This window comes from Pseudomonas sp. GW821-FHT07G10, from assembly GCF_059418545.1.
Window position 1 is genome coordinate 15,428 of the sequence record NZ_JBWKQB010000044.1, and the last position, 23,773, is coordinate 39,200.

A 23,773-nucleotide genomic window follows, 5' to 3' on the forward strand; every position below is an offset into this window, starting at 1 on the left:
TGGGCAACCTTTGGTTTTCAAATGGAAACAATCCATGAGCGAAATGGATGATCTGGCGGCGTTTGCGGTGTTGATCGAGGCCGGTAGTTTCACTCTGGCAGCGCAGCAATTGGGGTGTAGCAAAGGGCAGCTGTCCAAGCGCATCAGCCTGTTGGAGGCACGTTTCAGCGTGGTGCTGCTGCAGCGGACAACACGGCGCTTGAGCCTGACAGCGGCGGGTGCGGCGCTGTTGCCGCAAGCTCAGGCACTGGTGATTCAGGTAGAGCGCGCGCGTCAGGCCCTGGCACGTTTGAAGGACGATATGGCGGGGCCCGTGCGAATGACGGTGCCGGTGTCGTTGGGGGAGACTTTTTTCGATGGGCTGCTGCTCGAGTTTTCCCGGGAATATCCTGAGGTACAGATCGAACTTGATCTGAACAACAGCTATCACGATCTGTCGCGGGATGGCTTCGATCTGGCGATTCGTTCAGACGTGGCCAATGACCAGCGGCTGGTGGCCAAGCCGCTGCTGGCCTGGCACGAGATGACCTGCGCCAGCCCGGCTTATCTTGAACAGTTCGGCGAGCCGCAGACACCCTCGCAGCTGGCCGATCATCGCTGCCTGCTCAACAGTCATTACAGCGGCCGGGAAGAGTGGCTCTATCACCAGCAACATGAACTGTTGCGGGTGCGCGTCTCGGGGCCGTTCGCCAGCAACCACTACAACCTGTTGAAGAAGGCTGCGCTGGCCCATGCGGGGATCGCGCGCCTGCCTTCTTACTTGCTGCAGACGGAGCTGGCCGATGGCCGTTTGCGCTGGCTGTTGCGCGACTATCAGACCCGCAGCATGCCGATGTATCTGGTGCACCCGTATCAGGGCGGCCTGCCCAAGCGCACGCAGGTGTTAGCCGACTACCTGATAGGTTGGTTCAAGCGCAGTGGCGAAGCGCTGGACCGGCTTCAACGATAACGTTTGGCGATCAGCTGATCGATCGACAGCACGCCCGGACCTCCGGCCATCAGGTACAGCAGAATCGCTGCCCAGGTGCCGTGAGTCGGGTAGGCGTCCGGGTAGACAAAGGTTTGGATGGTCAGGGTCATGCCCAGCAGCGCCAGGGCCGAGAAGCGTGTAGCGAAGCCGACGAGGATCAGGATCGGGAAGAAGTGTTCGGCGAAGGCCGCCATGTGCGCCGCCAGTTCCGGTGACAGCAGCGGAACATGGTATTCGCTTTGGAACAACGGAATCGTCGAGTCTGCCAGGCGCGGTGTGCCCAGTTCAAAGGTGCCGGAAATCAGGTCCACGGCAAAACCCTCGACCTTGGTCTGGCCGGACTTCCAGAACACCGCCGCGATAGAAAAACGCGCAACGAAGGCGACCAGGCTGTGGGGGATCATGCCGAGCAGTTCGATGATCCGTTCAATCAGGCGGGCGATGGCATTCGGGTGTTCAGCGTGGGGGTTCATGGCGATACCTTGTCGTCTTCCAAGTGGGTGATGGCGTTGTGGCGGATCAGCAGCGCCAGGCACTGGCTCAGGTCGAACGCCGATGCAACGTCGAAGGCATCGGCCACGGCCTGCCCCAAAGGACAGTTGCTTTGCAGACGGTGGATGAAGGTCGCTGTGCCGACATCGATGGCGAAAACCTCGACTTGCAGGCCGTTACGCAGCACCAGGGCACTTTGCGCGTGATACGGCTCAAGGTTCTGGGGCGGTGCGTCAGTCTGATGGGCCGCCCACAACGCAACCACGGCGTACGCCGAGTTCAGCGTGAAGATTGAGGGATGCAAATGAATGCGTAGCGCTGCGAGGCTTTCGGGGGCGCCCATGGCTGCTGCAACCTGTGCAGGCTCGACGGTATCGGCATCCGCCGCGTGATAGGCCATCACCCGCAAGCGCTCCAGGCGTGCGACATCCGCCAGATAAGGCACCGAAGCGGCTGGGGCAAAGTGTTCGATGAAGTCGGCAAAGTCGCTGCCGTAGTCGTTGATCAACGGACTGGTCGGCGCAAATGTCTGCACATAGTGCTGGGCCATCGCCCGAAAGAACTCATCCCCGACCAGTTGCAAGACCACCGGATAACTGTCGGCCAAGGCGTTGATCAGCGAGCTTTGCACGTTGTTGCGGTACACCGCGAAGCGGCTATCCGGGTCAGCGCCGTTGGCGCTGAGCAACCCGTCAGGGCAGGGGCGTTGAGGATCAAGCAAGGCGGCGGCGAAATCGGCTTGAGTGCTCATCGGCGAACCTCGGAGTAACCCAGCAGCTCATCGGCCTGACGGGCCTCGGTGTGCAGCACGGAAAACGCAGGTACCTGATTGTCGCGCTCAATCAGCGTGGCAACCGGGCCAATGCGCTCCAGAGCGTGCGCGTACAACGTCCACACAGCGTTATCGATAGGGGCGCCGTGATCGTCGATCAGCAGGCGGTCGCCGAGGCTGTCGGTGTCTTCGGCAAACCCGGCCAGATGAATCTCGCCCACTGCGTGCAGCGGCAGTGCGTCGATGTAGGCCAACGGATCGCGTTGGTGATTGATGCAGGAGACGTAGACGTTGTTCACATCCAGCAGCAAGCCACAGCCGGTGCGGCGGATGACTTCAGCGATGAAGCATGTTTCTTCCATGCTGGAGCGCTGGAATTGCAGATACGTCGCCGGATTTTCCAGCAGCATGGGGCGTTTCAGGTGGTGCTGGACCTGGTCGATATGTTCGCAGACACGATTCAGAGTCGGTTCGTCATAGGCCAGCGGCAGCAGGTCATTGAGAAACACCGGGCCGTGGCTCGACCAGGCCAGGTGTTCGGAAAAGGACTGGGGTTGATAGCGCTCGATCAGTTTGGCGAGGCGGTCGAGGTGCTCGGTGTTCAATGAGCCTTCAGCGCCAATCGACAGGCCGACGCCATGCAGCGACAGCGGGTACTGCTCGCGGATCAATCCCAGGTAGTGATGAAACGGGCCGCCGGCGACCATGTAGTTTTCAGCGTGGACTTCGAAGAAACCGATGTCCGGGCGAATACCGAGTACTTCACCGAAGTGCCCGGTCTTGAGCCCCAGCCCCGCGCGGGGCGGGAGTTCGGACGCCAATGCCTGAGTGTGAGGATGTACGCTGTGCAGCAATGAAGTGGTCATCATCAACACTCAGGCAGAGGTGGGGTTACGACTTGGCTTTGTAGGCGGCCAGTTGACCGAAGCCGGTCGGTGAGGTCGGGCTGGCAGTCTTCTCGCAAGTGCCTTTAGGTACCAGCTTGAAGTGGTTGCTCTCGTAGTCGACTTTCGAGGTGCCGGCACAGGTGGTGCCAGCGCCTGCGGCGCAATCGTTTTTACCTTTCATGGCGACGCCAAAGCATTTTTCCATTTCATCGGCCGCGTGTGCAGTGGTTGGCATGGCGGCAATGCTCAATGCAGAACCGAGGGCCAGAGCAAGGGCGGCGGCGGACAGGGTGCGAGTGGTAGCAGTCATGATGTTTCTCCAGTAATGGGCTTGGTCAAGGAAGCGTTTGCGCTTACTTACCCTAGTAGAGCCAGGTCATTCGCGTTCGTTACAGCGTGGCAAAAAATAATTGGTTCACACAAAAAAATGTGGGAGCGAGCTTGCTCGCGATGAGGGCCTGACAGTCAACATTGACGTTGCCTGACAGTCCGCCATCGCGAGCAAGCTCGCTCCCACATAGGCCGTTTTTTATGATTGCAGCAATGCTTAGCCGCCCAGATAGGCTTCGCGCACTTTTGGATCAGTCAGCAAGGCTTCACCGGTACCTTGCATCACCACCCGGCCGTTTTCCAGTACGTAGGCGCGGTCGGCGATCTTCAACGCCTGGTTGGCGTTCTGTTCCACCAGGAACACCGTCACGCCATCGCGGCGCAGCTGTTCGATGATGTCGAAGATCTGCTGGATGATGATTGGCGCCAGACCCAGCGACGGCTCATCGAGCAGCAGCAGCTTGGGCTTGCTCATCAGTGCACGGCCGATGGCGAGCATCTGCTGTTCGCCACCGGACATGGTGCCACCGCGCTGCATGAAGCGTTCCTTGAGTCGCGGGAACAGGCCCAGGACCTTGTCCATCTGCTCCTGGTAATCGCCCTTGTCGGTGAAAAAACCGCCCATGGAGAGGTTTTCTTCCACTGTCAGACGGGCAAACACCCGGCGACCTTCCGGGACCACTGCGATGCTTTTACGCATGATATGTGAGGAGTCCTGGCCGACCAGTTCTTCGCCCATGTAGCGAATGCTGCCGCTATGGGCTTGCGGCGAACCGCACAGGGTCATCAGCAGGGTGGATTTGCCGGCGCCGTTGGCACCGATCAAGGTCACAATCTCGCCCTGGCGGACTTCGACGTTGACGTTGTGCAGGGCCTGGATCTTGCCATAGAAGGTGGAAACGTTATCGAACTGCAGCATTTACGCTTCCCCCAGGTAGGCTTTGATCACTTCAGGGTTGTCCCGGATCTGGTCCGGTGTACCGTTGGCCAGAGGCGTGCCCTGGTTGATCACGAAAATGTGGTCGGAGATGCTCATGACCAGTTTCATGTCGTGTTCGATCAGCAGCACGGTCACGTCATGCTCTTCACGCAGGGTGCCGATCAGCGCCTTGAGGTCGTCGGTTTCCCGCGGGTTGAGGCCGGCGGCCGGTTCGTCGAGCATGAGGATGCTTGGACGGGTCATCATGCAGCGGGCGATTTCCAGACGGCGCTGCTGACCATACGCCAGGGTGCCGGCCGGTCGGTTGGCGAACTCCTTGAGGTTGACCTTGTCGAGCCAGAACTCGGCGTATTCCATGGCCTCGCGTTCGCTGCGGCGAAACGCTGGCGTCTTGAACAGACCCGCCAGGAAGTTGGTATTCAGGTGCCGGTGCTGAGCAATCAGCAGGTTTTCCACGGCGGTCATTTCCTTGAACAACCGCACGTTCTGGAAGGTCCGCACCACGCCTTTACCGGCGATCTTGTGGCCGGGCAGGCCTTCGATCGCTTCACCGTTGAGCCGGATGGTGCCGGCGGTTGGCTGGTAGAAACCGGTCAGGCAGTTGAACACGGTGGTCTTGCCGGCGCCGTTAGGGCCGATCATCGACACCACCTGCTTCTCTTTCACGCTCAGGGCTACACCATTGACCGCCAACAATCCGCCAAAGCGCATGCTCAGGCCATCTACTTTCAGAATCTCTCTGCTCATTTACGCAGCTCCATGTGAGGACGTTGCATGGGCAGCAGGCCTTGTGGACGCCAGATCATCATCAGCACCATCAAGGCGCCGAACATCAACATGCGGTATTCGCTGAAGTCACGCATCAGCTCGGGCAACAGGATCATCACGACAGCCGCGAGGACCACGCCCAATTGCGAGCCCATGCCGCCCAATACCACGATGGCGAGGATGGTGGCCGATTCGATGAAGGTGAATGACTCCGGCGTGACCAGACCCTGACGTGCGGCGAAGAAGCTGCCAGCAAAACCGGCGAAGCAGGCACCGAGGGTGAAGGCCGACAGCTTGATCACGGTCGGGTTCAGGCCCAGGGCACGGCAGGCGATTTCGTCTTCACGCAGCGCTTCCCAGGCACGGCCGATCGGCATGCGCAGCAGGCGGTTGATCACGAACAGCGCGAACAGCGCCAGCAACAACGCCACCAGGTAGAGGAAAACCACCTTGCTGACCGGGTTGTAAGTCAGGCCGAAGAACTCGTGGAAGGTCTGCATGCCTTCAGCGGCCGTTCTTTCGAAGCTCAGGCCGAACAGCGTCGGCTTGGGAATGTTGCTGATGCCGTTCGGTCCGCCAGTGAGGCCCGTCAGGTTACGCAGGAACAGACGGATGATCTCGCCAAAGCCCAGGGTCACGATCGCCAGATAGTCACCGCGCAGACGCAGCACCGGAAAGCCCAGCAAGAAGCCGAAGGTCGCAGACATCAGTCCGGCGATGGGCAGGCAGATCCAGAAACTCAGACCGTAGTAGTGCGACAGCAGCGCATAGCTGTAGGCGCCCACGGCGTAGAAACCGACGTAGCCCAGATCGAGCAGCCCCGCCAGACCGACCACGATGTTCAGGCCCAGGCCGAGCAGCACATAGATCAGGATCAGCGTGGCGATATCCACCGCTCCGCGCGAGCCGAAGAACGGCCACACCAGTGCAACGGCAATCAACGCCATGATGAACCAGCGCTGGGTGCTGGGCAGGGTCAGGAAGTGGCTCGCGCTGGCCGGGATCAACTTGCCTTTGGGCACGGACCGCATGGCGGCCGTGTATTGGCGGTCGAACAGCACGCGCAGGAACATCAGCACCGAGCAGGCGGCGATGATGATCAGCGTGGAGGTAGTGGCACCCTGCACTTCGAGGTTGATGCCGGCGATGGACAGTTTCAGACCGAGTACCGGATAGGCCACGGCCCAGACCAGCAGGGCGCTGAACAGCGCCTGTTTAAGATTCCTGATCATACTTTCTCAACCTCCGGACGGCCCAGCAGGCCGGTTGGCCGGAATAACAACACCAGAACCAGAAGGCCGAAAGCCACCACGTCCTTGTACTGGTCACCGAATACATCGGCGCCGAATGCTTCGGCTACCCCGAGCACCAGACCACCGAGCATGGCGCCCGGAATGCTGCCGATGCCGCCCAGAACCGCCGCGGTAAAGGCCTTGAGGCCCACCAGGAATCCGGAGTTCGGGTTGATCACGCCATACTGCATGCTCAGTAGTACAGCCGCCACGGCGGCCAGGGCCGCACCGATGACGAAGGTCAGGGCGATGATGTTGTTGGTGTTGATGCCCAGCAGGTTGGCCATCTTGATGTCTTCGGCACAGGCCCGGCAGGCCCGACCCAGACGTGAACGCGAGATGAACGCGGTGAGGCAGAGCATCACCACCAGGGTCACGATGAACACCAGGATCTGCATGTAGGAGATCAGCACTTCCTGTGCACCGCCCGGACCGAAGCTGAAGCTGCCTGGAATCAGGTTGGGGATTGATTTGTCCTTGGAGTCCTGCGAGAGCAGTACGGAGTTTTGCAGGAAGATCGACATGCCGATGGCCGAGATCAGCGGGATCAACCGGTTACTGCCCCGTAGAGGGCGGTAGGCGATCCGTTCGATGCTGTAGCCGTAGGCACTGGTTACAACGATGGTCGCCAGGAAGGCGGCGGTCATCAACAACGGCAGAGAATGGATACCCAGCATGGCCAGTCCGGCAAGGACGATGAAGGCCACGTAGGAACCAATCATGTAGACCTCGCCATGGGCGAAGTTAATCATTCCAATAATGCCGTAAACCATTGTGTAGCCAATGGCTATCAAGGCATAGGTGCTGCCAATGGTCAGACCATTAACCAGCTGTTGGAAGAAGTGATAGATCTCAGGCATTACAACGCTCCTAAAAACCTGATACGCATTTCACTGGTGGAGTCATGTTCCGGCCCGGGCTGTGTGGTCTGTGGCCACCTTCGCACGAGCGTTTGCCAGCGAACCGCTGGTGACGGTTTTAAGATTTTCAGGTAAGTCAGTTCCCGGATCGCGGGACCCTGACCCATTAACCTCGTAAAACAAAGCCCACTGCTTGCGCAGTGGGCTCTACTACTCAGGGAGCCAGGTTACTGAGGCGAAACTTCAGTTTTAGGTTTGCCGAAGTGCCACTGGTAGACCACGAACTTGAAGTTCTTCAGGTCGCCCTTGTCGTCGAACGACAGGTCGCCGGTCGGAGTCTTGAAGGTGCCGGCGCGGATAGCGGCGGCCACTTTGGCAGTGTCTTCGCTCTTCGCTGCCTTGATGCCTTCAGCGATCACTTCGACTGCCGAGTAGGCCGGGAACACGAACGGACCGGTCGGGTCCAGCTTCTTGGCGGCGAACGCGTCAACCAGCGCCTTGTTGGCCGGGTCCTGGTCGAAAGACTTCGGCAAGGTCACCAGCAGGCCTTCGGAAGCGTCCTGGGCGATCTGCGAGATGGAGTCGTTGCCGACGCCTTCCGGCCCCATGAACTTGGCGTTCAGGCCTTTTTCCTTGGACTGACGCAGGATCAGGCCCAGTTCCGGGTGGTAGCCGCCGTAGTAGACGAAGTCGACGTTGGCTTGCTTGAGCTTCTGGATGATCGAGGAGAAGTCCTTGTCACCGGCGTTGAGGCCTTCGAACACGGCAACCTTGACGCCTTTGCCTTCAAGGGTTTTCTTCACGGCGGTGGCGATGCCTTCACCGTACTGCTGTTTATCGTGCAGCACGGCAACGATTTTCGGCTTGATGTGGTCGGCGATGTAGTTGCCGGCGGCAGGGCCCTGGGCACTGTCCAGACCGATGGTGCGGAACACCAGTTTATAACCACGGGTGGTGATGTCCGGGTTGGTGGCGGCCGGGGTGATCATGATCACGCCTTCGTCTTCGTAGATGTCCGAAGCCGGTTGAGTGGAGCTGGAGCACAGGTGGCCGACAACGAATTTAACACCATCGTTGACCACTTTGTTGGCGACGGCCACGGCTTGTTTAGGGTCGCACGCGTCGTCGTATTCCTTGGCTTCGAGCATCTTGCCGTCGACACCGCCCTTGGCGTTGATCTGCTCGATGGCCATTTTGGCACCGTTGAACTGCATGTCGCCGTATTGAGTGACCGGGCCGGTTTTAGGGCCGGCGATGCCGATCTTGATGGTCTCAGCTGCGAACGAATGGCTGGCAACCCCGGCCAGAACCATAGCGGCAAACAGTCTGGAAATCTGCTTAGTAGCCTTATTCATAGTGCTCCACTCTTGCTGTTGTAGTTTTTATAGTCCTGGCGGCCATAGCTGCAGAACCGGATTAGATAGTTTGAGTATCTCTCCGGAAATGCCCCCGGCAACTGTACCGGTACAGTGTAGAGCGCCGGTCATTCGCTTGGAAAGCTGGCTGCTGGGGGCAAAACCCGGGTATGTCGCTTAATTGACAGAAAAAGACAGAATTGCGGCGGGGATTTTGCCTGAATTGAGCGGCAATCCTTGGCATTCCTGAACTTTTCGATCAGTCACTCATTTGCAACTGGGTTTTTCTGCCTGGTCACCGGCGTTATCATTGCGCCGATTTTTTTCCTGGTGAGACCCATGACTCAAGAACCTAGCACCCTCTATGCCAAACTGCTTGGAGAAACCGCATCGATTACCTGGAAGGAGCTTGAGCCGTTCTTTGCCAAGGGTGCCCTATTGTGGGTCGATACCTCTCTGGATTTGATCGCAGTTGCAGAGGCGGTGGCCGAGAATCAGGCCGAGAAAGTGGCTGCCTGGTTGACCAGTGATGTGCTTGCGAAGGTGTCTGCGTCGCGGGCCCAGGATCTTCTGGAGCGCGATCCACAGCTGTGGGCAGTGGTCGTTTCGCCCTGGATTTTGATCCAGGAAAGGGCGCGGCCCTGAATGATCGCACCAGATTGGTGCCGTCATTCGGAGCGTAAAAGTGTGTAGGTGAGTAACCGCGATCTGAGTGATGGCACGGTGCCGTAGAGAAACGCCCCATCTGATCGAGGCTGGCGGTAAAAATACTGAGGGGCGGAACAGTTGGCGGAACAAAGCCAGTGTCGCTTAATTGTTTCAGGTTGTGAGCAACTGGCAAAGCATGCCGGTCGCAGCTGTTAGCGCAGACATTGAGCGTCGTCGGATTGCCCATGGGGGGCGAATCGACCGTTTGCCGATCAATGTATAAAAGTGCAGTCGCATAGCCGTGCATCGCCAGAATCCCTCAGTCTTTTGTCTTTGTTTTTATTGGGGCGGACTGTAGAAAAAGCCGGCAAATACTGGCTCTGGGCGGCGAATGGGGCAATGGTCAAAGCCCTCAATCTGGTTGACTGGTTTGGCCAAAGTGCGAGTGAGTGTGCCTGTAGAGATCGTTCCCACGCTCTGCGCGGGAACGCCTCATTGGACGCTCCGCGTCCGTCTCAGCGGTGACGCAGAGCGTCACGGTATGCATTCCCGCGCGGGAGCGTGGGAACGATCAATCGCGCGATTTCAGCTGGCCGTCTTGCCCGTATGGTTATTCAGAGAAATAACCTTGGTCTTGCCGATGCGATGGCGATAGATCTCGCGAAGGTACTTGATGGCCTTTTTCACGCAATCGCGAGACAGGCGGATGTCATTGATCGAGACGAACTTGTCCTTGTCGTTGATCAGCTCGCGGTACTTTTTCTCATACATCGGCTTGATCGCGTACCAGTTGGTATCGAGGATTTTTGCCGGGTTTTCGAATTCGTTGAGCAGATCGTCGATGAGGTCTTCGTCGAACGCTTCATTGATGATGAAGTCCAGGATCGAGTTGTCCAGCGTGTCATCGAAACGGTACGGATTACGCGCAAAGCACCGCTTGATGAAGGCCACGATCAAGGTCAGGAAGTCGTCGGAGAGGCACGGGCTCTTGGCGATCAACGTGGTCAGCGACAAGTTGGCCGAGGCACCGATCACCAGGGCATAACGCTTGAGCGTGGTGTTGGGGAACAGGCTGTTGAGGTGGGTCTTCAACCGGTTCAGATCCATGTACGACAGCTTGTAATCCTTGGGCAAGGATACGATCGATACCACCGAGGAGCAGTTCTTGAAGAAGTGCAGATCGTGCAGCGCCGCAGCGTCGTAACCCGAATTCTTGTACTGCTCCAGCGACGCGCGATAGCGCTTGGATTCGATCGGCAGCAGGCTGATGCCTTCGATGGCCTGGGTAACCTTGTTGAAGTGCGGCAAGTCGATGGAGCGGAAGAACAGGTCGTCGATGTTCAGACGTTGCGGCTCTTTCTCGAAGACTTTGAATTTGTCGCTCGACGGCGCCGGGGATTCCGGTACCACGGATTCCGCGTAGGCAATGGCCACCGGGCCGGCCAGACTCATGAACAGATCGTTGGCGTCCAGGCGAATGGTTTCGCCAATGTCGATACCGGCCCGACGGAAGTAGTTCTGGTCGTAGTCGGTGGTCACGGCCTGGGCGGTGAGAATGTTGAAAATCTGCTGAGAGATGTACTGGTTGGCGTGCTTTTCCATGGCATTGACATCAATGTTCTGGATGTTGCCATCATCGCTTTCCTCGGCGTAACGCATGATGTCGTTGGAGATCAGCATCATTGCGTTCCACGGACGGATCCGGCCCATGACGCTGGCTTCACTGCTGTCTTCATTGTCGAAGTTGTAGGAGAAGTCCCATTCCTCCGACAGGTATTTGCAAAGCAAACGACCGGCGTTGATGTGCAGCGCTTCGGACATTTCACTGCGGTGATCGGAAATGTTCGGCAGTACGCAAATGCCGCTGGTGAAGATCGGCTCGAATACGAAGGAGTGGCCGCTCTTGCTGTCATGTTCGTCCACCGGTTTGGTGTCGAACGTCTTGTTCATGTACGAGTATTGCTGGGCCAGGCCGAACTCCGAGGCCATGCCCGAGCCCGTACCGCCGCCTGCGCTGAAGATCGAGAAGTACAGGCGCGACTGGTTGGCCTTGATCCCGCAAGAGTCGATCAGGTAGGAGTGGATCATCTTCCAGTCGGGGCTTGAAAAGCGCTGGGTGTCCTTGTTGAGGATGATCTTCGCCAGGTACTGACCGAGGATCGGTGCGTTACCGGCGCCGCCTGCGTGGACTTCCGAAAGGTCCATGATTTTCATTTTGCTGTAGTCGCGCAGGAATCCGCTTTTTTCGCCTTTACGGGAAAAACGGATGCGACCGGCAATGTCTTTGTCCAGGTCGCCCAGCATGACCAATGGCTCGACCAGGAACACCGGTTTGGTGGCTTTGTTCGGGCCCAGGCGCAGGTTGTTACGGATCCACTGCGCAGGGCTGTAGCCCTTGTCGGCGTAAGGCTTGTCTTCGTTGTTGAATTCGTTCAGGTAGAACTTGCGGGCGTTGTACACCAGCTCCGCTACGTCCAGCGCAATGTTCGATCCGCAGCGACCCAGGCCGATCAGGCAGACCGAAGGAAATTCCTGTTCGCGGCGCAGTTCGCTGTCGTCTTCAAGGTGCGGTGCACGCGGGAACACCATGTCGCGCAGGCCATCGAGGTTGTCGAGGATGCGATCGGTATTGGTCTCGGTGTAGTACAGGTACTGTTGGCTGGCGAGGGGACGCGGGCTGGTCAATGGCTTCGACCCTGAGGGTTTATCCGGGGATATGAGCGTCAATTCGGATATATCGTTGGCAGGGTTGTTTTTAGAAGTCATTGTGCGCCACGTACTTGGACTGGTCGGTTCGGTGACGAGATGTCATCGAGCCATCACGGAATGGGATCTTGCGACTTTACAGTGCGACTTTGACCCGAGCGATAGGGTTTAACCTTAGGTACGCCAGGGGGAATCCTTTCCTGAATCATGTTGAATCGGCCAATATTCGGCGTTCTTTAATTGGGCAGGAGTAATTTATGAGTGCTGAGTTACCTTCCCTGGCGTTTGCCGGCATCGGTTTGATGGGCTTGCCGATGTGCCGACGATTGTTGGCAGCGGGCTATCCGCTGACAGTGTGGAATCGCAATCCGCAAAAATGCGCGCCGCTGGTCGAGGCCGGAGCGCAGCAAGTCTCCACACCTGCTGAACTGTGCCAGCAGGCCGATGTGGTGATGCTGTGCCTGGCCGATACGGCTGTGGTGCGAGAGGTGGTGTTCGGCACGGCTGGCGTGGCACAGGGGGCAATGGCCGGGAAATTGCTGGTGGACTTCTCCAGTCTGGAGCCGACCGCCACCCGGGAAATGGCCGCACAGTTGCTGAGCGCGACGGGCATGAGCTGGCTGGATGCGCCGGTCTCGGGCGGTACCTCGGGGGCCGAGTCAGGCAGCCTGGCGATCATGGTCGGTGGCGATGCGGCGGATCTTGAGCGCGTGCGGCCAATCCTCTCGAGCCTGGGGCAGCGGGTCACTCACATGGGCGCTGTTGGCGCGGGTCAGGTGACCAAGGCTTGCAATCAGATGATTGTCGCGTGCAATGCGCTGGTGATCGCTGAGGTAGTGGCCCTGGCGGAGCGCTCGGGTGTCGATGCAAGGTTGATCGCCGAGGCGTTGGCCGGTGGTTTTGCCGATTCCAGACCGCTGCAGATCCTTGCCCCGCAAATGGCTGAAAGCCGTTTCGAACCGGTGAAATGGCACGTGCGCACATTACTCAAGGACCTGGACACGGCAGTGAAATTTTCCCGCGAGCAGGGTTCGGCAACGCCCATCAGCGGACTGGCTGCACAGCTGATGCGCCTGCATGGTGGCCAAGGCTATCTGGAAAAAGATCCCGCGACGTTAGTCCATCTGTACCGCGAGCAACGTTCAGAAGATTGAGGGTGGCCGGACAGTGGTGTTTACGCTGGTTGATTTCGTTTAGCACCGGGCCCAACTCATCCAGCGCAATCGGGCGGCTCACCAGGTAGCCTTGAACGAAATCGCAACCGTAATGGTTGAGGAATTCGTATTGCTGCTCGGTTTCGACACCTTCGGTGACCACCTGCAAATGCAGGGTATGGGCCATGACGATAATGGCCTGGACGATCTCCATGTCCTGGGTCGACTCAGGGATGTCCTGGATGAAGGAACGGTCGATTTTCAAGGTGTTCAGCGGTAAGCGCTTGAGATAGGCCAGGGACGAATAACCCGTGCCGAAATCGTCGATCGACAGCGAGACGCCGAGGGCGCGAATCTGGCGCAGCAGCACCTGTGTGTTGGCGATACTGCCCATCAGGGCGTTTTCGGTGACCTCCAGTTCCAGCCGTTGCGGGGCAACGCCGGCGGCTCGTAACGCACTTTCGATTTCATCGACGAGTTCTTCGCGGGCCAGGTTCAGGGCCGAGCAGTTCACGGCGATTTTCAGCTCTTCACAGCCATGCCTGGAAAGCGTACTCAAGTCCTTGCAGGCTTTGCGCAGGACCCAATTGTCCAGCACAGCGATCAGTCCGTTGGCTTGGGCAATGCCAATGAACCGATCGGGCGCCAGCAAGCCGTACACCGGATGTTGCCAGCGAACCAGCGCCTCAAGCTTGGTGACCTGACCGCTTTTGAGGTCAAGTATCGGTTGGTAATAAAGCGTCAGTCCGGAGTCATCGCGCAGTGCGTTGCGCAGCTCTTCTTCGAGTTGCAGTTCGAGGGTGGCCTTGGTTTTCAGGTTGGAACTGAAGAAGTGCAAGCCATTGCGACCGTTGCCTTTGGATTGATACAGCGCCAGGTCAGCATTTTTCAGTAGCTCCTCGCAGGTCTTTCCATCGTCGGGAAACAGGCTGATACCGATGCTGGTGGTCATGACCATGCGCCGCCCGGCCAACTCGATGGGCTCCTTCATTTTTTGCATGATGCGTTGTGCCATGTGCCGTGCTTCATCGCGATTGTGAAGGCTGATCAGGATGCAGAATTCGTCACCGCCAAAGCGCGCAACCACATCGTCATGGCTGCGGGTCGCGTTTTTGATGTGGCTGGCGATGACTTTCAGCAACTCGTCGCCGGCGTCATGACCGAGGCTGTCGTTGATGCGCTTGAAGTGATCGATATCCAGAAAGATCACCGCCAGCATGCCGCCGCCGGTGCTTTTCTCGATGATTTTCTCGGCGAAGATCTGGTTGAAACCGCGGCGATTGATCAGGTTGGTCAAGGGGTCGTAATGGGCCACTTGCTGCAACGACATGCGAGCCTGATCCAGTTGGCTGAGCAGCGCGTTGACCCGGCAAAGGTCGTGCTCCTTGTTTTGCAGTTTTTTGTCGGCCAGTGCGGCGCTGATACTGCTGCCGGTGATCAGCAGGGTGATGACGGCAACAGTCAGGCCCAGCTGCATGTGGTTGTTGTCGATGGAGAGTTGCTGGAGAGCCCCGACGGGCAGCACGAGGGACAGTGACCACATGCCTGTGTAGTGCATGCAGACGATTCCGGCTCCCAGGAGCAGGCTGGCGGTGCATTTGAGCAATTGGTGGAGCATGCCGCTGCCATTGCGCAGATAACGCGAGAGCAACAAGGCTGCGAGGCTGGCGCCAATGGCGATCACGATGGATAAGCCAAACAGCGTGGGTTGGTAGTAGGCAGTCGCATTCGAGTTCATCGCTGCCATGCCTGTGTAGTGCATGGTGCTGATCCCCAGGCCCATCCACACCGACGCTTGCACGTACTGCCTGATACGCAGGTGCGCGTGACTGAGGGTATTCATCGCCAGCAACGATGCAATCAAGGCGATCAGTAGCGAGAAAAGGGTAATCGGCAGATCGTAATGGATTTCAATCGGTGCCTGGAACGCCAGCATGCTGATGAAGTGTGTGGCCCAGATACCACCGGCCAGACAGCATGTTCCGACCCCGCGCCAGAGTCGTTGGGAGGCGGGTTTTTCCACGTGGCCAACCCGTTCGGCCACGTCCACAACGGCGAAGCTGGCCGCACATGCGACCAGGTAAGCGAACAGCACCAGAAAGGGGTTATGAGTGCAATTAAGTACTACCTGTCCACTCTCTGGAAGCTCGGCAATAAAATGCAAACCAAGCCAATCCATAGCATGCCCCGTCACTGTGTCATCCCGCGTGAGTGCCATAGCCACTGGCGAATGCCTGGAGTATAGAGGGCGTGCACAGACCGCAAGCGGTAGTGGCACATTAATGTCAATGATTTTGTAATAGGCTCAAGAGCGTTTCGGAATAAGCCGGTGCGAGGCCTGCTGCGGCCTCCATAGGCGGGTATCAGCCTTGCGAATCATTACAGACAGCCCAGGCAGGGCTGATAGATTGCTGATTCCGGGCTCGGATGCCGCTGGCAGTGAAGCCTCAATAACAATAAAAGAGACGGACCCATGCACTGACTTTCTTAGATAGATCGTTCCCACGCTCCTGCGTGGGAATGCCGCCATGGACGCTCTGCGTCCGCTTTGGGGGTGACGCAGAGCGTCACGGGATGCATTCCCACGCAGAGCGTGGGAACGATCTACGGACGGTTTTTTACTGAGTAATAAAAAGGCCCGCATTACGCGAGCCTGTTTTTTCGGGGGATGAAGAGGGCTAATCAGCCCGCCACCAGCACCCGAATCGCTTCCAGACGCAATGCCGCTTTGTCGAGCATGGCCAGGCCTTGCTCGCGTTGCCGGCGCAGGGCGACCAGCTCGCTGTCGCGCACAGTCGGGTTGACCGCTTGCAACGCGGTCAGACGCGCCAGTTCTTCGTCGGTATCGGCAGCCAGACGACGTTGCGCTTCAGCAACCCGTTCGGCGTGGCGAGGCGTGATCTTCTCTTCGCCAGCGTTGATCCTTGGCGTCAGCTGATCGCGCTGGGCCTGGACAAACTTGTTGGCGCTGGCTCGTGGCACGCTTTCCAACTGGTCGTTCAAGGTCTCGAAGGAAACCCGTGTCGACAAGTCATTGCCATTGGTATCGAGCAGGCAGCGCAGGGCGGCCGGCGGCAGGTAACGACCCAGTTGCAGCGAGCGTGGGGCAACCACTTCGCTGACGTAGAGCAGTTCCAGCAATACGGTGCCTGGTTTGAGCGCCTTGTTCTTGATCAGCGCGACAGCGGTGTTGCCCATCGAACCGGACAGCACCAGGTCCATGCCGCCTTGCACCATCGGGTGTTCCCAGGTAATGAACTGCATGTCTTCGCGAGACAGCGCCTGGTTGCGGTCGTAGGTGATGGTCACGCCTTCATCGTCGCCCAGCGGGAAGCTGGCATCGAGCATTTTTTCGCTTGGTTTGAGGATCAGGGCGTTTTCCGAATGGTCTTCGCTGTCGATGCCAAAGGCGTCGAACAGGGTTTCCATGTAGATCGGCAGGGCGAACTGATCGTCCTGTTCGAAGATCGCCTCGACCAGCGCATCACCTTCGCCGGCGCCACCGGAGTTGAGCTCCAGCAAACGGTCGCGACCGGTGTGCAGCTCGCTTTCCAGATGCTCGCGGGCTGCGCGCGCTTCGTCGATCAGGGCTTGCCATTCGCCGTCATCGGCGCTTTCGAGCAGCGGCAGCAGGCGCGGGCCGAACTGATGCTGCAGGGCGTTGCCGGTCGGGCAGGTATTGAGGAAGGCATTCAGCGCTTCGTGGTACCACTGGAACAAGCGCTCTTGCGGGCTGGTTTCCAGGTATGGCACGTGCAGCTCGATGACGTGTTTCTGGCCGATCCGGTCCAGACGGCCGATCCGCTGTTCCAGCAGGTCCGGGTGCGACGGCAGATCGAACAACACCAGATGATGGGAGAACTGGAAGTTGCGGCCTTCACTGCCGATTTCCGAACAGATCAGTACCTGAGCGCCGAACTCTTCATCGGCGAAGTAGGCCGCAGCGCGGTCACGCTCCAGGATATTCATGCCTTCATGGAAGACCGTGGCCGGGATGCCGGAGCGCACGCGCAGGGCATCTTCCAGGTCCATTGCGGTTTCGGCGTGGGCGCAAATCACCAGTACTTTGGTGCGCTTGAGCATCTTCAATGTGTCGATCAGCCATTCGACCCGCGGGTCGAAGCGCCACCAGCGCTCTTCTTCGTTGGCGTCCGGCTGGGCCTGGAAACTGACTTCCGGGTACAGCTCGGCGTGATCGCCCAGCGGCAGCTCGAGGTATTCGTCCGGGCACGGCAGCGGGTACGGATGCAGCTTGCGCTCCGGGAAGCCCTGTACGGCGGCGCGGGTGTTGCGAAACAGTACGCGGCCGGTGCCGTGGCGGTCCAGCAGCTCACGGACCAGACGGGCGCTGGCTTCAGCGTCTCCATCGTTGACGGCGGCGAGCAGGGCTTCACCTTCGTCGCCGAGGAATCCTTGAATGGTTTTGTGCGCGGCCGGGGACAAGCGGCCATGATCCAGCAGCTCCTGAACGGCTTCGGCCACCGGGCGATAGTTATCGCTTTCGGCGCGGAACGCGTTCAGGTCATGGAAACGGTTCGGATCGAGCAGGCGCAGACGAGCGAAGTGGCTGTCCTGACCCAGCTGCTCCGGGGTTGCGGTGAGCAGCAAAATGCCGGGAATGACTTCAGCCAGTTGCTCGACCAGTGCGTATTCCGGGCTGACCTGGTCTTCGTGCCAGACCAGATGGTGGGCTTCGTCGACTACCATCAGGTCCCAGCCGGCAGCGAACAGCGCGTCCTGAGCCTTCTCGTCTTCAACCAGCCACTCCAGCGCCACCAGCGCCAGTTGAGTGTCTTCGAACGGGTTGGCAGCATCGCTTTCGATAAAGCGTTCAGCATCGAATAGCGCAACCTGCAGGTTGAAGCGGCGTCGCATTTCCACCAGCCACTGGTGCTGAAGGTTTTCCGGAACCAGGATCAGCACACGATTGGCGCGGCCCGAGAGCAGTTGACGATGGATCACCAGACCGGCTTCGATGGTCTTGCCCAGGCCTACTTCGTCGGCCAGCAGAACCCGCGGCGCGATACGGTCAGCGACTTCACGGGCGATGTGCAGTTGGTGCGCGATCGGTTGCGCACGCACGCCACCCAGGCCCCAGAGCGACGATTGCAGCTGGCGGCTGGTGTGTTCGAGGGTGTGGTAACGCAGGGAGAACCACGCCAGCGGGTCGATTTGCCCGGCGAACAGCCGGTCGCTGGCCAGGCGGAACTGGATGAAGTTCGACAGTTGGGTTTCCGGCAGGGTAACCACTTCGTTCTGCGCGTTGAGCCCGTGGTAGACCAGCAGGCCGTCGAGGTCGTCGACTTCGCGCACGGTCATTTTCCAGCCTTCGAAGTGAGTGATCATGTCACCCGGCGAGAACCTCACGCGAGTGAGGGGCGCATTCCGAAGCGCATACTGACGAGTGTCGCCAGTGGCCGGATAGAGCACGGTCAGCAAGCGACCGTCCTGTGCCAGAACGGTGCCTAAACCTAGCTCGGCTTCGCTGTCACTAATCCAGCGTTGCCCCGGTTGATACTGCTGCGCCATGCTGCCTGACTCCCGCCTTGAAAAAGCCGACTATCTTAACGGATCGACGCCTTCAGAGCCAAAGGACTCTCATAAAAACTAATAAGCGTGGAAGGTAGCGCATTAAGGCATTCGCCGAGATGCAGGGCATGAGTGGCGACGACCGGGTCACAAGTTTGCGACCGATGGCTCAAGTCGTTACCCCGGCGGCCGACAGCCTGCTGACAGGAGACTATTAATTATGCTGCCACCGATGCTCCCCTTGAGTGCCGTGCCGATCACCTCTCAACAGGATCCTGTCCGGCCCAGACCGGATATTGCGCCTGTCGTGCCGGTGGAACCGAGCTCCAGTGAAAGCACCATCGACCTGCCAAAGCGCGATGCCGAGCATTCAGCTATGTTGCTGCGCGAAGAACAGCGGCGCGAGCAAGAGCGAAACAAGCGCCGCCGTGAAGCCGAAGAAGATTCTGACGAGCACCTGGCGGTGCCTGGCAATGAACTGAATGCGGACAACACCGTCCCTGTAGTGCCGTTGATGGACGAACAACCGCGTCAGGGTTTGTGGGTGGATGTCGAGGTTTGACCTGTTGCGCTTGCAGAGCAATCTGCCATTGGTCATCCCGTTCGCCTGCCTGATATCGCAGGCGCGGGTCGAAAAAATTTTGTCGACACGTCTATTGTTGAGCTCATGTCAATCTCTCGACTGGTCAGCGCCCGCATCACACCGCATTATTGGCAGACCCCGGCGTGCAGTGCGGTTACTGCGTCACTGCTGCGCCTGAATTCGACCGACAGCCAGACGATGCAATCAACGCCATGAGCCAAGACGACAAGCTGATAGACCTGAACTCCGAACGTGCCAAACGCGTGCATGACCTCAATGAAAAGCGTCTGAACGAAGTGCGCCAGGCATTCGAGCAGGCCATGCCGTTGGGAAAACCCAAGAAAAAGCCAAAAAACAAACCGAAGAAGCGTTGAAACACCCTGCATCCATTGATGCAGGTCATTTATTTCCCTCCTTTACGCCCTGTTTCGGGCGCTATTGATCCCGGTCAATTTTCTCCTGCGCCCGATTGGTTAACTTAGCCCCATCGCAACAGGGCAAGTGCAGGAGGCCAGTCATGTTTTTCGACAATGTAGTGATCGCCGGAGTGTCGACAGTCGGCCTCATGGTTCTGTTTTTTGCCGGTTTTGGATTTTTCATCTGGAAAGACGCACATAAGCGCAAAAAGCCTTAAGTCTTTCCGGTACACGAGCACGCAAGGCATTTTGGGCGACTTCGGTCGCCCTTTTTTTTTGTGCGCGAGAAAGAGCGTCAAGATCTTTTCAGGGCTGAACACATTCCCATCGGCATAAAAAAAGGTGCGACCCAAACGGATCGCACCTTTTTTGCAGCAGGTTGAAATTCAGCTGCCGAGGACTTTCGAGGCCAGCCAGAACAAACCGGCCGACAGGGCCACCGTCGCAGGCAGGGTCAGGACCCAGGCCAGCAGGATGGTCTTCACCATTCCGCTTTGCAGACCGCTCTTGTTGGCGACCATGGTCCCGGCAACCCCTGAGGACAGCACATGGGTAGTCGACACTGGCAAAGCGAAGATGTTGGCCATGCCGATGGCGCAGGCAGTGGTGATTTGCGCCGACATGCCCTGGGCATAGGTCATGCCTTGCTTGCCGATCTTCTCACCAATGGTCAGCACCACACGTTTCCAGCCGATCATGGTGCCCAGGCCCAAGGCCAGTGCAACCGCGAGAATCACCCAGAAAGGTGCGTACTCGGTGGTGGCGGTCAGGTCTTTACGCAGTTTGTCCAGGTCGGCTTTTTCACGGGCATCGAGGCTCGGCAACTTGCCGACTTTCTTCGCCGTGTCGTCCAGGCAAAGCAGGTAGCGGCGTACTTCGATGCGGCTTTCGGCCGGCAGCGAGTGATAGTCAGCGACACCTTTGAGAGTGCTCAGGAGGGCGGAAATGGTCGGCTCGGTCTGTTGCGGGTTGCAGCGGAATTCCCCCGGCAAGTCGTCTTTAACGCTTTTGCCCAGCGCCAGGAATTCCCCCAGAGAATCGCTGTTGCGCTGATAGAACTGGCTCAGGTGCAAAGTCGCGTCACGGGTGCGTTCGATCTGGTAAGTGGTGCTGCCCAGATCGAGAACGAACTGGCTCGGAACGATGCCGATCAGCACCAGCATGATCAGGCCTATGCCTTTTTGACCATCGTTGGAGCCGTGCACAAAACTTACAGCCATCGCGGAAACGACCAGTACCAGACGGTTCCAGAACGGCGGATGCTTCTTGTCATCGATCTGGCGGCGTTGGTCCGGGGTCTTGTGCATCTTTGACAGCGGACGCCACCATTTCAGACCTACCAGCACCAGGCCGGCCACGATGAAGCCGGCTACGGGCGAAAACACCAGCGATGAGCCGATATCAATCGCTTTCTGCCAGTTCACGCCATCCGCCAGCGGGATATCGTTGAGCAGTGCGTTTGCCACGCCCACACCGAGGATCGAACCGATCAGGGTATGCGAGCTGGAGGCCGGGATACCGAAGTACCAGGTGCCCAGGTTCCAGGTAATGGCGGCGGCGAGCAACGAGAACACCATCGCCAGCCCGTGGCCGGTGTTCACATTGATCAACAGCTCCACCGGCAGTAAGTGGACGATTGCATAGGCCACGCCGACCCCGCCCAGCAATACCCCGAAGAAGTTGAACACACCGGAAAAGAATACTGCCAGATGGGGCGGCATGGCTTTGGTGTAGATGACAGTGGCCACCGCGTTAGCGGTGTCATGAAAGCCGTTGATGAACTCGAAGGCGAGGACAAAGGCCAGGGCGAGCAAGAGGCTCACAAGCACCCAAGCATCCAGTCCGCTGAATAAATCGATCATGAAGGTTTTCTGACCCGGTCGTAAGGGGGCGCGATTATGCCAGAAAACACTGGTAATCAATGCACTAGCTGCTCATCGGTAACATTCTTCAACGAATTAGTGTGTAGGAGGACCCTAAAACCGTGGTTTTTTCAGGGCAAGGCAAGCCATTGATTTTGTTGGCGATGATCGAATGGCTGGAGGTTTTCTTGAGTCAGTGAGAAGCCGAAATAGTTATATGAAATTTCAGCTGGAGGGCTAGCCATGAGCCATTTGCCTCATCCGGTTGGGCTGAGGTGGCAACCGCTTGCTTGTAGCGAGCAGTATAGGGGCGACGATCCGGCCAGCTTTTATCTGGCAGGGACGTGACCAGCCCTGAAGGATTCAAGCCTGAGCGGTCATCGCTCTTCGGCTTTGAGTTCCTTTTCCATTTTCTGCAGTTCTTGAGTGAACGCCTGGTCGAGAATGCTGGCGCGTTTACGCCATGGTTTGCGTTCTGGTTCAGGCTGGGCGGCGTAGGTGGTGACCTCCCCGCCGTAAACATCCTTGTAACGTTGTTCCTGGCGCTCAAGTTCCGCGCGCAGTTCGTCTTTCGTCACATTGTTACCTAATCGAGTTGAGATAAATTCTGGTGATACGCAATACAACGTTGATGTTTATCAAATCGTGTCACAGATCCGGCCAATAAAGGTCTCGGCTTTGGCAGCGATCCGCTAAACAGCGTCCTTGTTGCATGCGGCCACGGCACCAGAGAAGAACAGCTGCCGTGAAACAGTTTTCTTTTTTTTTTTTGCAAGCGCCGCGGCTGATATTTGAATGAGCCGCCAGGCGGTTGCTACAGGATACGCCATGGGTCCGTGCGTAGCCTGATGATTGAATCCGATGGCGTAGAGAAACCGCGCGCCACACAGGATGCATTATAACGGTCGATCTGAATAACACTATCGCCAAGAAGTTAAAAACCGTCAACTTTGTATGATGGTTTTGTTACTGGGAAGTTTTATCGGCAAGTGGACTCTTTGCTGGCGCAGTGTTGCTTTCTGTTTTCTGACGACAACAAAACGTACAAGTTGTAAGGGGGGCTAGAAGCTGGCTTCCAGGGGGGATGCCGGCTCATCCAGAAAGTGTGAGCTCCTGTAAATCAGCGGTTCCCGGTATGACTGTGCCTGAGAAGAAATCCGTCGCTTCGGCGATAGGGTGCAATTGCGATTATCGATTGATGGTTCGATAATCGCCCAACGTTGACTGCCCGTAGCTTGTATATGCACTGCGCAGCAGCCTGTAATAGAAGCCGATCCAGGTGAAAAGGACCTGAAATGAACGATCAATTGCGCAATTCTTTCGCTTCAGTGGCCCCGCCAATCGTTGCCTCACCGGCCAAGCGGATCCAGGCATTTACCGGCGACCCGGATTTCATGACCTCACTGGCGCGTGGTCTGGCTGTGGTGCAGGCCTTCCAGGAGCGCAAACGCCATCTGACCATTGCCCAGATCAGCCATCGCACGGAAATTCCCCGGGCGGCGGTGCGCCGTTGTCTGCATACCTTGATCAAGCTCGGCTATGCGACCACCGATGGGCGCACCTATTCGCTGTTGCCCAAGGTGCTGACCCTGGGTCACGCCTACCTGTCCTCGACACCGCTGGCGGTTTCGGCCCAGCCTTATCTGGACCGCATGAGCGAGCAGCTTCATGAGGCCTGCAACATGGCCACGCTGGAGGGCGATGATATTTTGTATATCGCCCGCTCGGCGACGACTCAACGACTCATCTCCGTTGATCTGTCGGTGGGCGGACGTCTGCCGGCCTACTGTACCTCCATGGGACGGATCCTGCTGGCAGCGCTGGACGACGCTTCGCTTCACGACTATCTCGATCATGCCGAGTTGCAAGCCAAGACCAGTCGCACCCTGCACACCCCCGAAGCGCTGTTCGAATGCCTGCAACAGGTCCGTCAGCAAGGCTGGTGCATTGTCGATCAGGAGCTCGAGCAGGGCCTGCGTTCCATCGCCGTACCGGTGTACGACGCTTCCGGGCAAGTACTTGCCGCGTTGAACGTCAGCACCCACGCCGGACGCGTGAGCCGCAATGAGCTTGAACAGCGTTTTCTGCCTGGCCTGCTGAGCGCCAGTCGCGATCTGAGCGCGCAGTTGTTTGCCTAGTGGCCTGTGTGGCTAGTTCTGTTAGTCAACTTCGGCGCCAGCAGCCCATATCCTGCGTTGCTGTTCCTCGC

The 23,773-nt window shown here is 58.2% G+C and carries 21 protein-coding genes; 7 read left to right on the forward strand and 14 right to left on the reverse strand.

Going from position 1 to position 23,773, the window contains the following annotated elements; all coding sequences use genetic code 11:
• The first annotated feature begins 34 nt into the window (after positions 1-34).
• Positions 35-949 (forward strand): LysR family transcriptional regulator, encoded by a 915-nt coding sequence (locus AC07O1_RS28895; protein ID WP_494992634.1) that lies wholly within the window; start codon positions 35-37, stop codon positions 947-949.
• On the opposite strand, the gene AC07O1_RS28900 is transcribed toward AC07O1_RS28895, so the two are convergent.
• From AC07O1_RS28900 to AC07O1_RS28940, 9 genes are all read right to left on the reverse strand, one after another.
• A complete protein-coding gene (locus tag AC07O1_RS28900; protein WP_495091017.1) occupies positions 940-1,443 on the reverse strand; it encodes a DoxX family protein in 504 nt (167 codons plus the stop codon). The genes AC07O1_RS28895 and AC07O1_RS28900 overlap by 10 nt on opposite strands.
• On the reverse strand, positions 1,440-2,213 hold the full coding sequence (locus AC07O1_RS28905) for an HvfC/BufC N-terminal domain-containing protein (protein ID WP_495091018.1): 774 nt from the start codon (positions 2,211-2,213) through the stop codon (positions 1,440-1,442). Before AC07O1_RS28905 ends, AC07O1_RS28900 begins: the two co-directional genes overlap by 4 nt.
• Entirely contained in the window at positions 2,210-3,100 is an 891-nt protein-coding gene (gene bufB / locus AC07O1_RS28910) for an MNIO family bufferin maturase (protein WP_495091026.1), read from the reverse strand. Before bufB ends, AC07O1_RS28905 begins: the two co-directional genes overlap by 4 nt.
• Before the next feature lie 25 nt (positions 3,101-3,125).
• Positions 3,126-3,431, reverse strand: a complete 306-nt coding sequence (locus AC07O1_RS28915) for a BufA1 family periplasmic bufferin-type metallophore (RefSeq protein ID WP_495091019.1) — start codon at positions 3,429-3,431, stop codon at positions 3,126-3,128.
• 237 nt (positions 3,432-3,668) lie between these two features.
• Positions 3,669-4,370 carry an ABC transporter ATP-binding protein gene (locus tag AC07O1_RS28920; protein ID WP_494992639.1) on the reverse strand — a complete coding sequence of 234 codons (702 nt, stop codon included), beginning with the start codon at positions 4,368-4,370 and terminating at the stop codon, positions 3,669-3,671.
• Entirely contained in the window at positions 4,371-5,138 is a 768-nt protein-coding gene (gene livG / locus AC07O1_RS28925; RefSeq protein WP_494992640.1) for a high-affinity branched-chain amino acid ABC transporter ATP-binding protein LivG, read from the reverse strand.
• Positions 5,135-6,391 carry a high-affinity branched-chain amino acid ABC transporter permease LivM gene (locus tag AC07O1_RS28930; RefSeq protein WP_495091020.1) on the reverse strand — a complete coding sequence of 419 codons (1,257 nt, stop codon included), beginning with the start codon at positions 6,389-6,391 and terminating at the stop codon, positions 5,135-5,137. Before AC07O1_RS28930 ends, livG begins: the two co-directional genes overlap by 4 nt.
• Positions 6,388-7,311, reverse strand: a complete 924-nt coding sequence (gene livH, locus AC07O1_RS28935; RefSeq protein WP_494992642.1) for a high-affinity branched-chain amino acid ABC transporter permease LivH — start codon at positions 7,309-7,311, stop codon at positions 6,388-6,390. Before livH ends, AC07O1_RS28930 begins: the two co-directional genes overlap by 4 nt.
• Positions 7,312-7,538: 227 nt before the next feature.
• Positions 7,539-8,666: a branched-chain amino acid ABC transporter substrate-binding protein gene (locus tag AC07O1_RS28940; RefSeq protein WP_495091021.1), complete on the reverse strand. Its 1,128-nt coding sequence runs from the start codon at positions 8,664-8,666 to the stop codon at positions 7,539-7,541.
• 339 nt (positions 8,667-9,005) lie between these two features.
• On the opposite strand from AC07O1_RS28940, the gene AC07O1_RS28945 reads away from it, so the two are divergent.
• Complete coding sequence (locus AC07O1_RS28945) at positions 9,006-9,311, forward strand: DUF2288 domain-containing protein (RefSeq protein ID WP_494992644.1); 306 nt, start codon at positions 9,006-9,008, stop codon at positions 9,309-9,311.
• A 588-nt stretch (positions 9,312-9,899) separates the two neighbouring features.
• Here the strand turns inward: AC07O1_RS28945 and AC07O1_RS28950 are convergent.
• Complete coding sequence (locus tag AC07O1_RS28950) at positions 9,900-12,080, reverse strand: hypothetical protein (RefSeq protein ID WP_495091022.1); 2,181 nt, start codon at positions 12,078-12,080, stop codon at positions 9,900-9,902.
• A 197-nt stretch (positions 12,081-12,277) separates the two neighbouring features.
• On the opposite strand from AC07O1_RS28950, the gene AC07O1_RS28955 reads away from it, so the two are divergent.
• Positions 12,278-13,174, forward strand: coding sequence for an NAD(P)-dependent oxidoreductase (locus AC07O1_RS28955; RefSeq protein ID WP_495010343.1), 897 nt, complete (start codon positions 12,278-12,280; stop codon positions 13,172-13,174).
• Here AC07O1_RS28955 and AC07O1_RS28960 read toward each other — a convergent pair.
• Both AC07O1_RS28960 and rapA read right to left on the reverse strand, forming a co-directional pair.
• The gene (locus AC07O1_RS28960) at positions 13,065-15,353 is read right to left on the reverse strand and encodes a bifunctional diguanylate cyclase/phosphodiesterase (protein WP_495091023.1); all 2,289 of its coding nucleotides are present in this window, start codon (positions 15,351-15,353) and stop codon (positions 13,065-13,067) included. The two genes, AC07O1_RS28955 and AC07O1_RS28960, sit on opposite strands and share 110 nt — an antisense overlap.
• A 503-nt stretch (positions 15,354-15,856) precedes the next feature.
• The gene (rapA, locus tag AC07O1_RS28965) at positions 15,857-18,703 is read right to left on the reverse strand and encodes an RNA polymerase-associated protein RapA (protein ID WP_495091024.1); all 2,847 of its coding nucleotides are present in this window, start codon (positions 18,701-18,703) and stop codon (positions 15,857-15,859) included.
• 220 nt (positions 18,704-18,923) lie between these two features.
• Here rapA and AC07O1_RS28970 point away from each other — a divergent pair, with 220 nt between their 5' ends.
• From AC07O1_RS28970 to ccoM, 3 genes are all read left to right on the forward strand, one after another.
• Positions 18,924-19,265 (forward strand): aspartate-semialdehyde dehydrogenase, encoded by a 342-nt coding sequence (locus tag AC07O1_RS28970; protein ID WP_495091025.1) that lies wholly within the window; start codon positions 18,924-18,926, stop codon positions 19,263-19,265.
• A 233-nt stretch (positions 19,266-19,498) separates the two neighbouring features.
• Positions 19,499-19,660 carry a hypothetical protein gene (locus AC07O1_RS28975; RefSeq protein WP_392886021.1) on the forward strand — a complete coding sequence of 54 codons (162 nt, stop codon included), beginning with the start codon at positions 19,499-19,501 and terminating at the stop codon, positions 19,658-19,660.
• Positions 19,661-19,803: 143 nt separating this feature from the next.
• On the forward strand, positions 19,804-19,920 hold the full coding sequence (gene ccoM, locus AC07O1_RS28980) for a cytochrome c oxidase subunit CcoM (RefSeq protein WP_494992650.1): 117 nt from the start codon (positions 19,804-19,806) through the stop codon (positions 19,918-19,920).
• 168 nt (positions 19,921-20,088) lie between these two features.
• Here ccoM and AC07O1_RS28985 read toward each other — a convergent pair whose 3' ends face one another.
• On the reverse strand, positions 20,089-21,564 hold the full coding sequence (locus AC07O1_RS28985) for an inorganic phosphate transporter (RefSeq protein ID WP_494992651.1): 1,476 nt from the start codon (positions 21,562-21,564) through the stop codon (positions 20,089-20,091).
• Positions 21,565-21,941: 377 nt separating this feature from the next.
• The gene (locus AC07O1_RS28990; RefSeq protein ID WP_494992652.1) at positions 21,942-22,142 is read right to left on the reverse strand and encodes a hypothetical protein; all 201 of its coding nucleotides are present in this window, start codon (positions 22,140-22,142) and stop codon (positions 21,942-21,944) included.
• Between the two features lie 717 nt (positions 22,143-22,859).
• Between AC07O1_RS28990 and pcaR the strand changes: the two genes are divergently transcribed.
• Entirely contained in the window at positions 22,860-23,702 is an 843-nt protein-coding gene (pcaR, locus tag AC07O1_RS28995) for a pca regulon transcriptional regulator PcaR (RefSeq protein ID WP_494992653.1), read from the forward strand.
• The last annotated feature ends 71 nt before the right edge of the window (positions 23,703-23,773 follow it).

Excerpts from the sequence above, each read along its gene's own strand:
- AC07O1_RS28895 (WP_494992634.1), top strand. The coding sequence starts at position 35 with ATGAGCGAAATGGATGATCTGGCGGCGTTTGCGGTGTTGATCGAGGCC.
- AC07O1_RS28900 (WP_495091017.1), bottom strand. The coding sequence starts at position 1,443 with ATGAACCCCCACGCTGAACACCCGAATGCCATCGCCCGCCTGATTGAA.
- AC07O1_RS28905 (WP_495091018.1), bottom strand. The coding sequence starts at position 2,213 with ATGAGCACTCAAGCCGATTTCGCCGCCGCCTTGCTTGATCCTCAACGC.
- bufB (WP_495091026.1), bottom strand. The coding sequence starts at position 3,100 with ATGACCACTTCATTGCTGCACAGCGTACATCCTCACACTCAGGCATTG.
- AC07O1_RS28915 (WP_495091019.1), bottom strand. The coding sequence starts at position 3,431 with ATGACTGCTACCACTCGCACCCTGTCCGCCGCCGCCCTTGCTCTGGCC.
- AC07O1_RS28920 (WP_494992639.1), bottom strand. The coding sequence starts at position 4,370 with ATGCTGCAGTTCGATAACGTTTCCACCTTCTATGGCAAGATCCAGGCC.
- livG (WP_494992640.1), bottom strand. The coding sequence starts at position 5,138 with ATGAGCAGAGAGATTCTGAAAGTAGATGGCCTGAGCATGCGCTTTGGC.
- AC07O1_RS28930 (WP_495091020.1), bottom strand. The coding sequence starts at position 6,391 with ATGATCAGGAATCTTAAACAGGCGCTGTTCAGCGCCCTGCTGGTCTGG.
- livH (WP_494992642.1), bottom strand. The coding sequence starts at position 7,311 with ATGCCTGAGATCTATCACTTCTTCCAACAGCTGGTTAATGGTCTGACC.
- AC07O1_RS28940 (WP_495091021.1), bottom strand. The coding sequence starts at position 8,666 with ATGAATAAGGCTACTAAGCAGATTTCCAGACTGTTTGCCGCTATGGTT.
- AC07O1_RS28945 (WP_494992644.1), top strand. The coding sequence starts at position 9,006 with ATGACTCAAGAACCTAGCACCCTCTATGCCAAACTGCTTGGAGAAACC.
- AC07O1_RS28950 (WP_495091022.1), bottom strand. The coding sequence starts at position 12,080 with ATGACTTCTAAAAACAACCCTGCCAACGATATATCCGAATTGACGCTC.
- AC07O1_RS28955 (WP_495010343.1), top strand. The coding sequence starts at position 12,278 with ATGAGTGCTGAGTTACCTTCCCTGGCGTTTGCCGGCATCGGTTTGATG.
- AC07O1_RS28960 (WP_495091023.1), bottom strand. The coding sequence starts at position 15,353 with ATGGATTGGCTTGGTTTGCATTTTATTGCCGAGCTTCCAGAGAGTGGA.
- rapA (WP_495091024.1), bottom strand. The coding sequence starts at position 18,703 with ATGGCGCAGCAGTATCAACCGGGGCAACGCTGGATTAGTGACAGCGAA.
- AC07O1_RS28970 (WP_495091025.1), top strand. The coding sequence starts at position 18,924 with ATGCTGCCACCGATGCTCCCCTTGAGTGCCGTGCCGATCACCTCTCAA.
- AC07O1_RS28975 (WP_392886021.1), top strand. The coding sequence starts at position 19,499 with ATGAGCCAAGACGACAAGCTGATAGACCTGAACTCCGAACGTGCCAAA.
- ccoM (WP_494992650.1), top strand. The coding sequence starts at position 19,804 with ATGTTTTTCGACAATGTAGTGATCGCCGGAGTGTCGACAGTCGGCCTC.
- AC07O1_RS28985 (WP_494992651.1), bottom strand. The coding sequence starts at position 21,564 with ATGATCGATTTATTCAGCGGACTGGATGCTTGGGTGCTTGTGAGCCTC.
- pcaR (WP_494992653.1), top strand. The coding sequence starts at position 22,860 with ATGAACGATCAATTGCGCAATTCTTTCGCTTCAGTGGCCCCGCCAATC.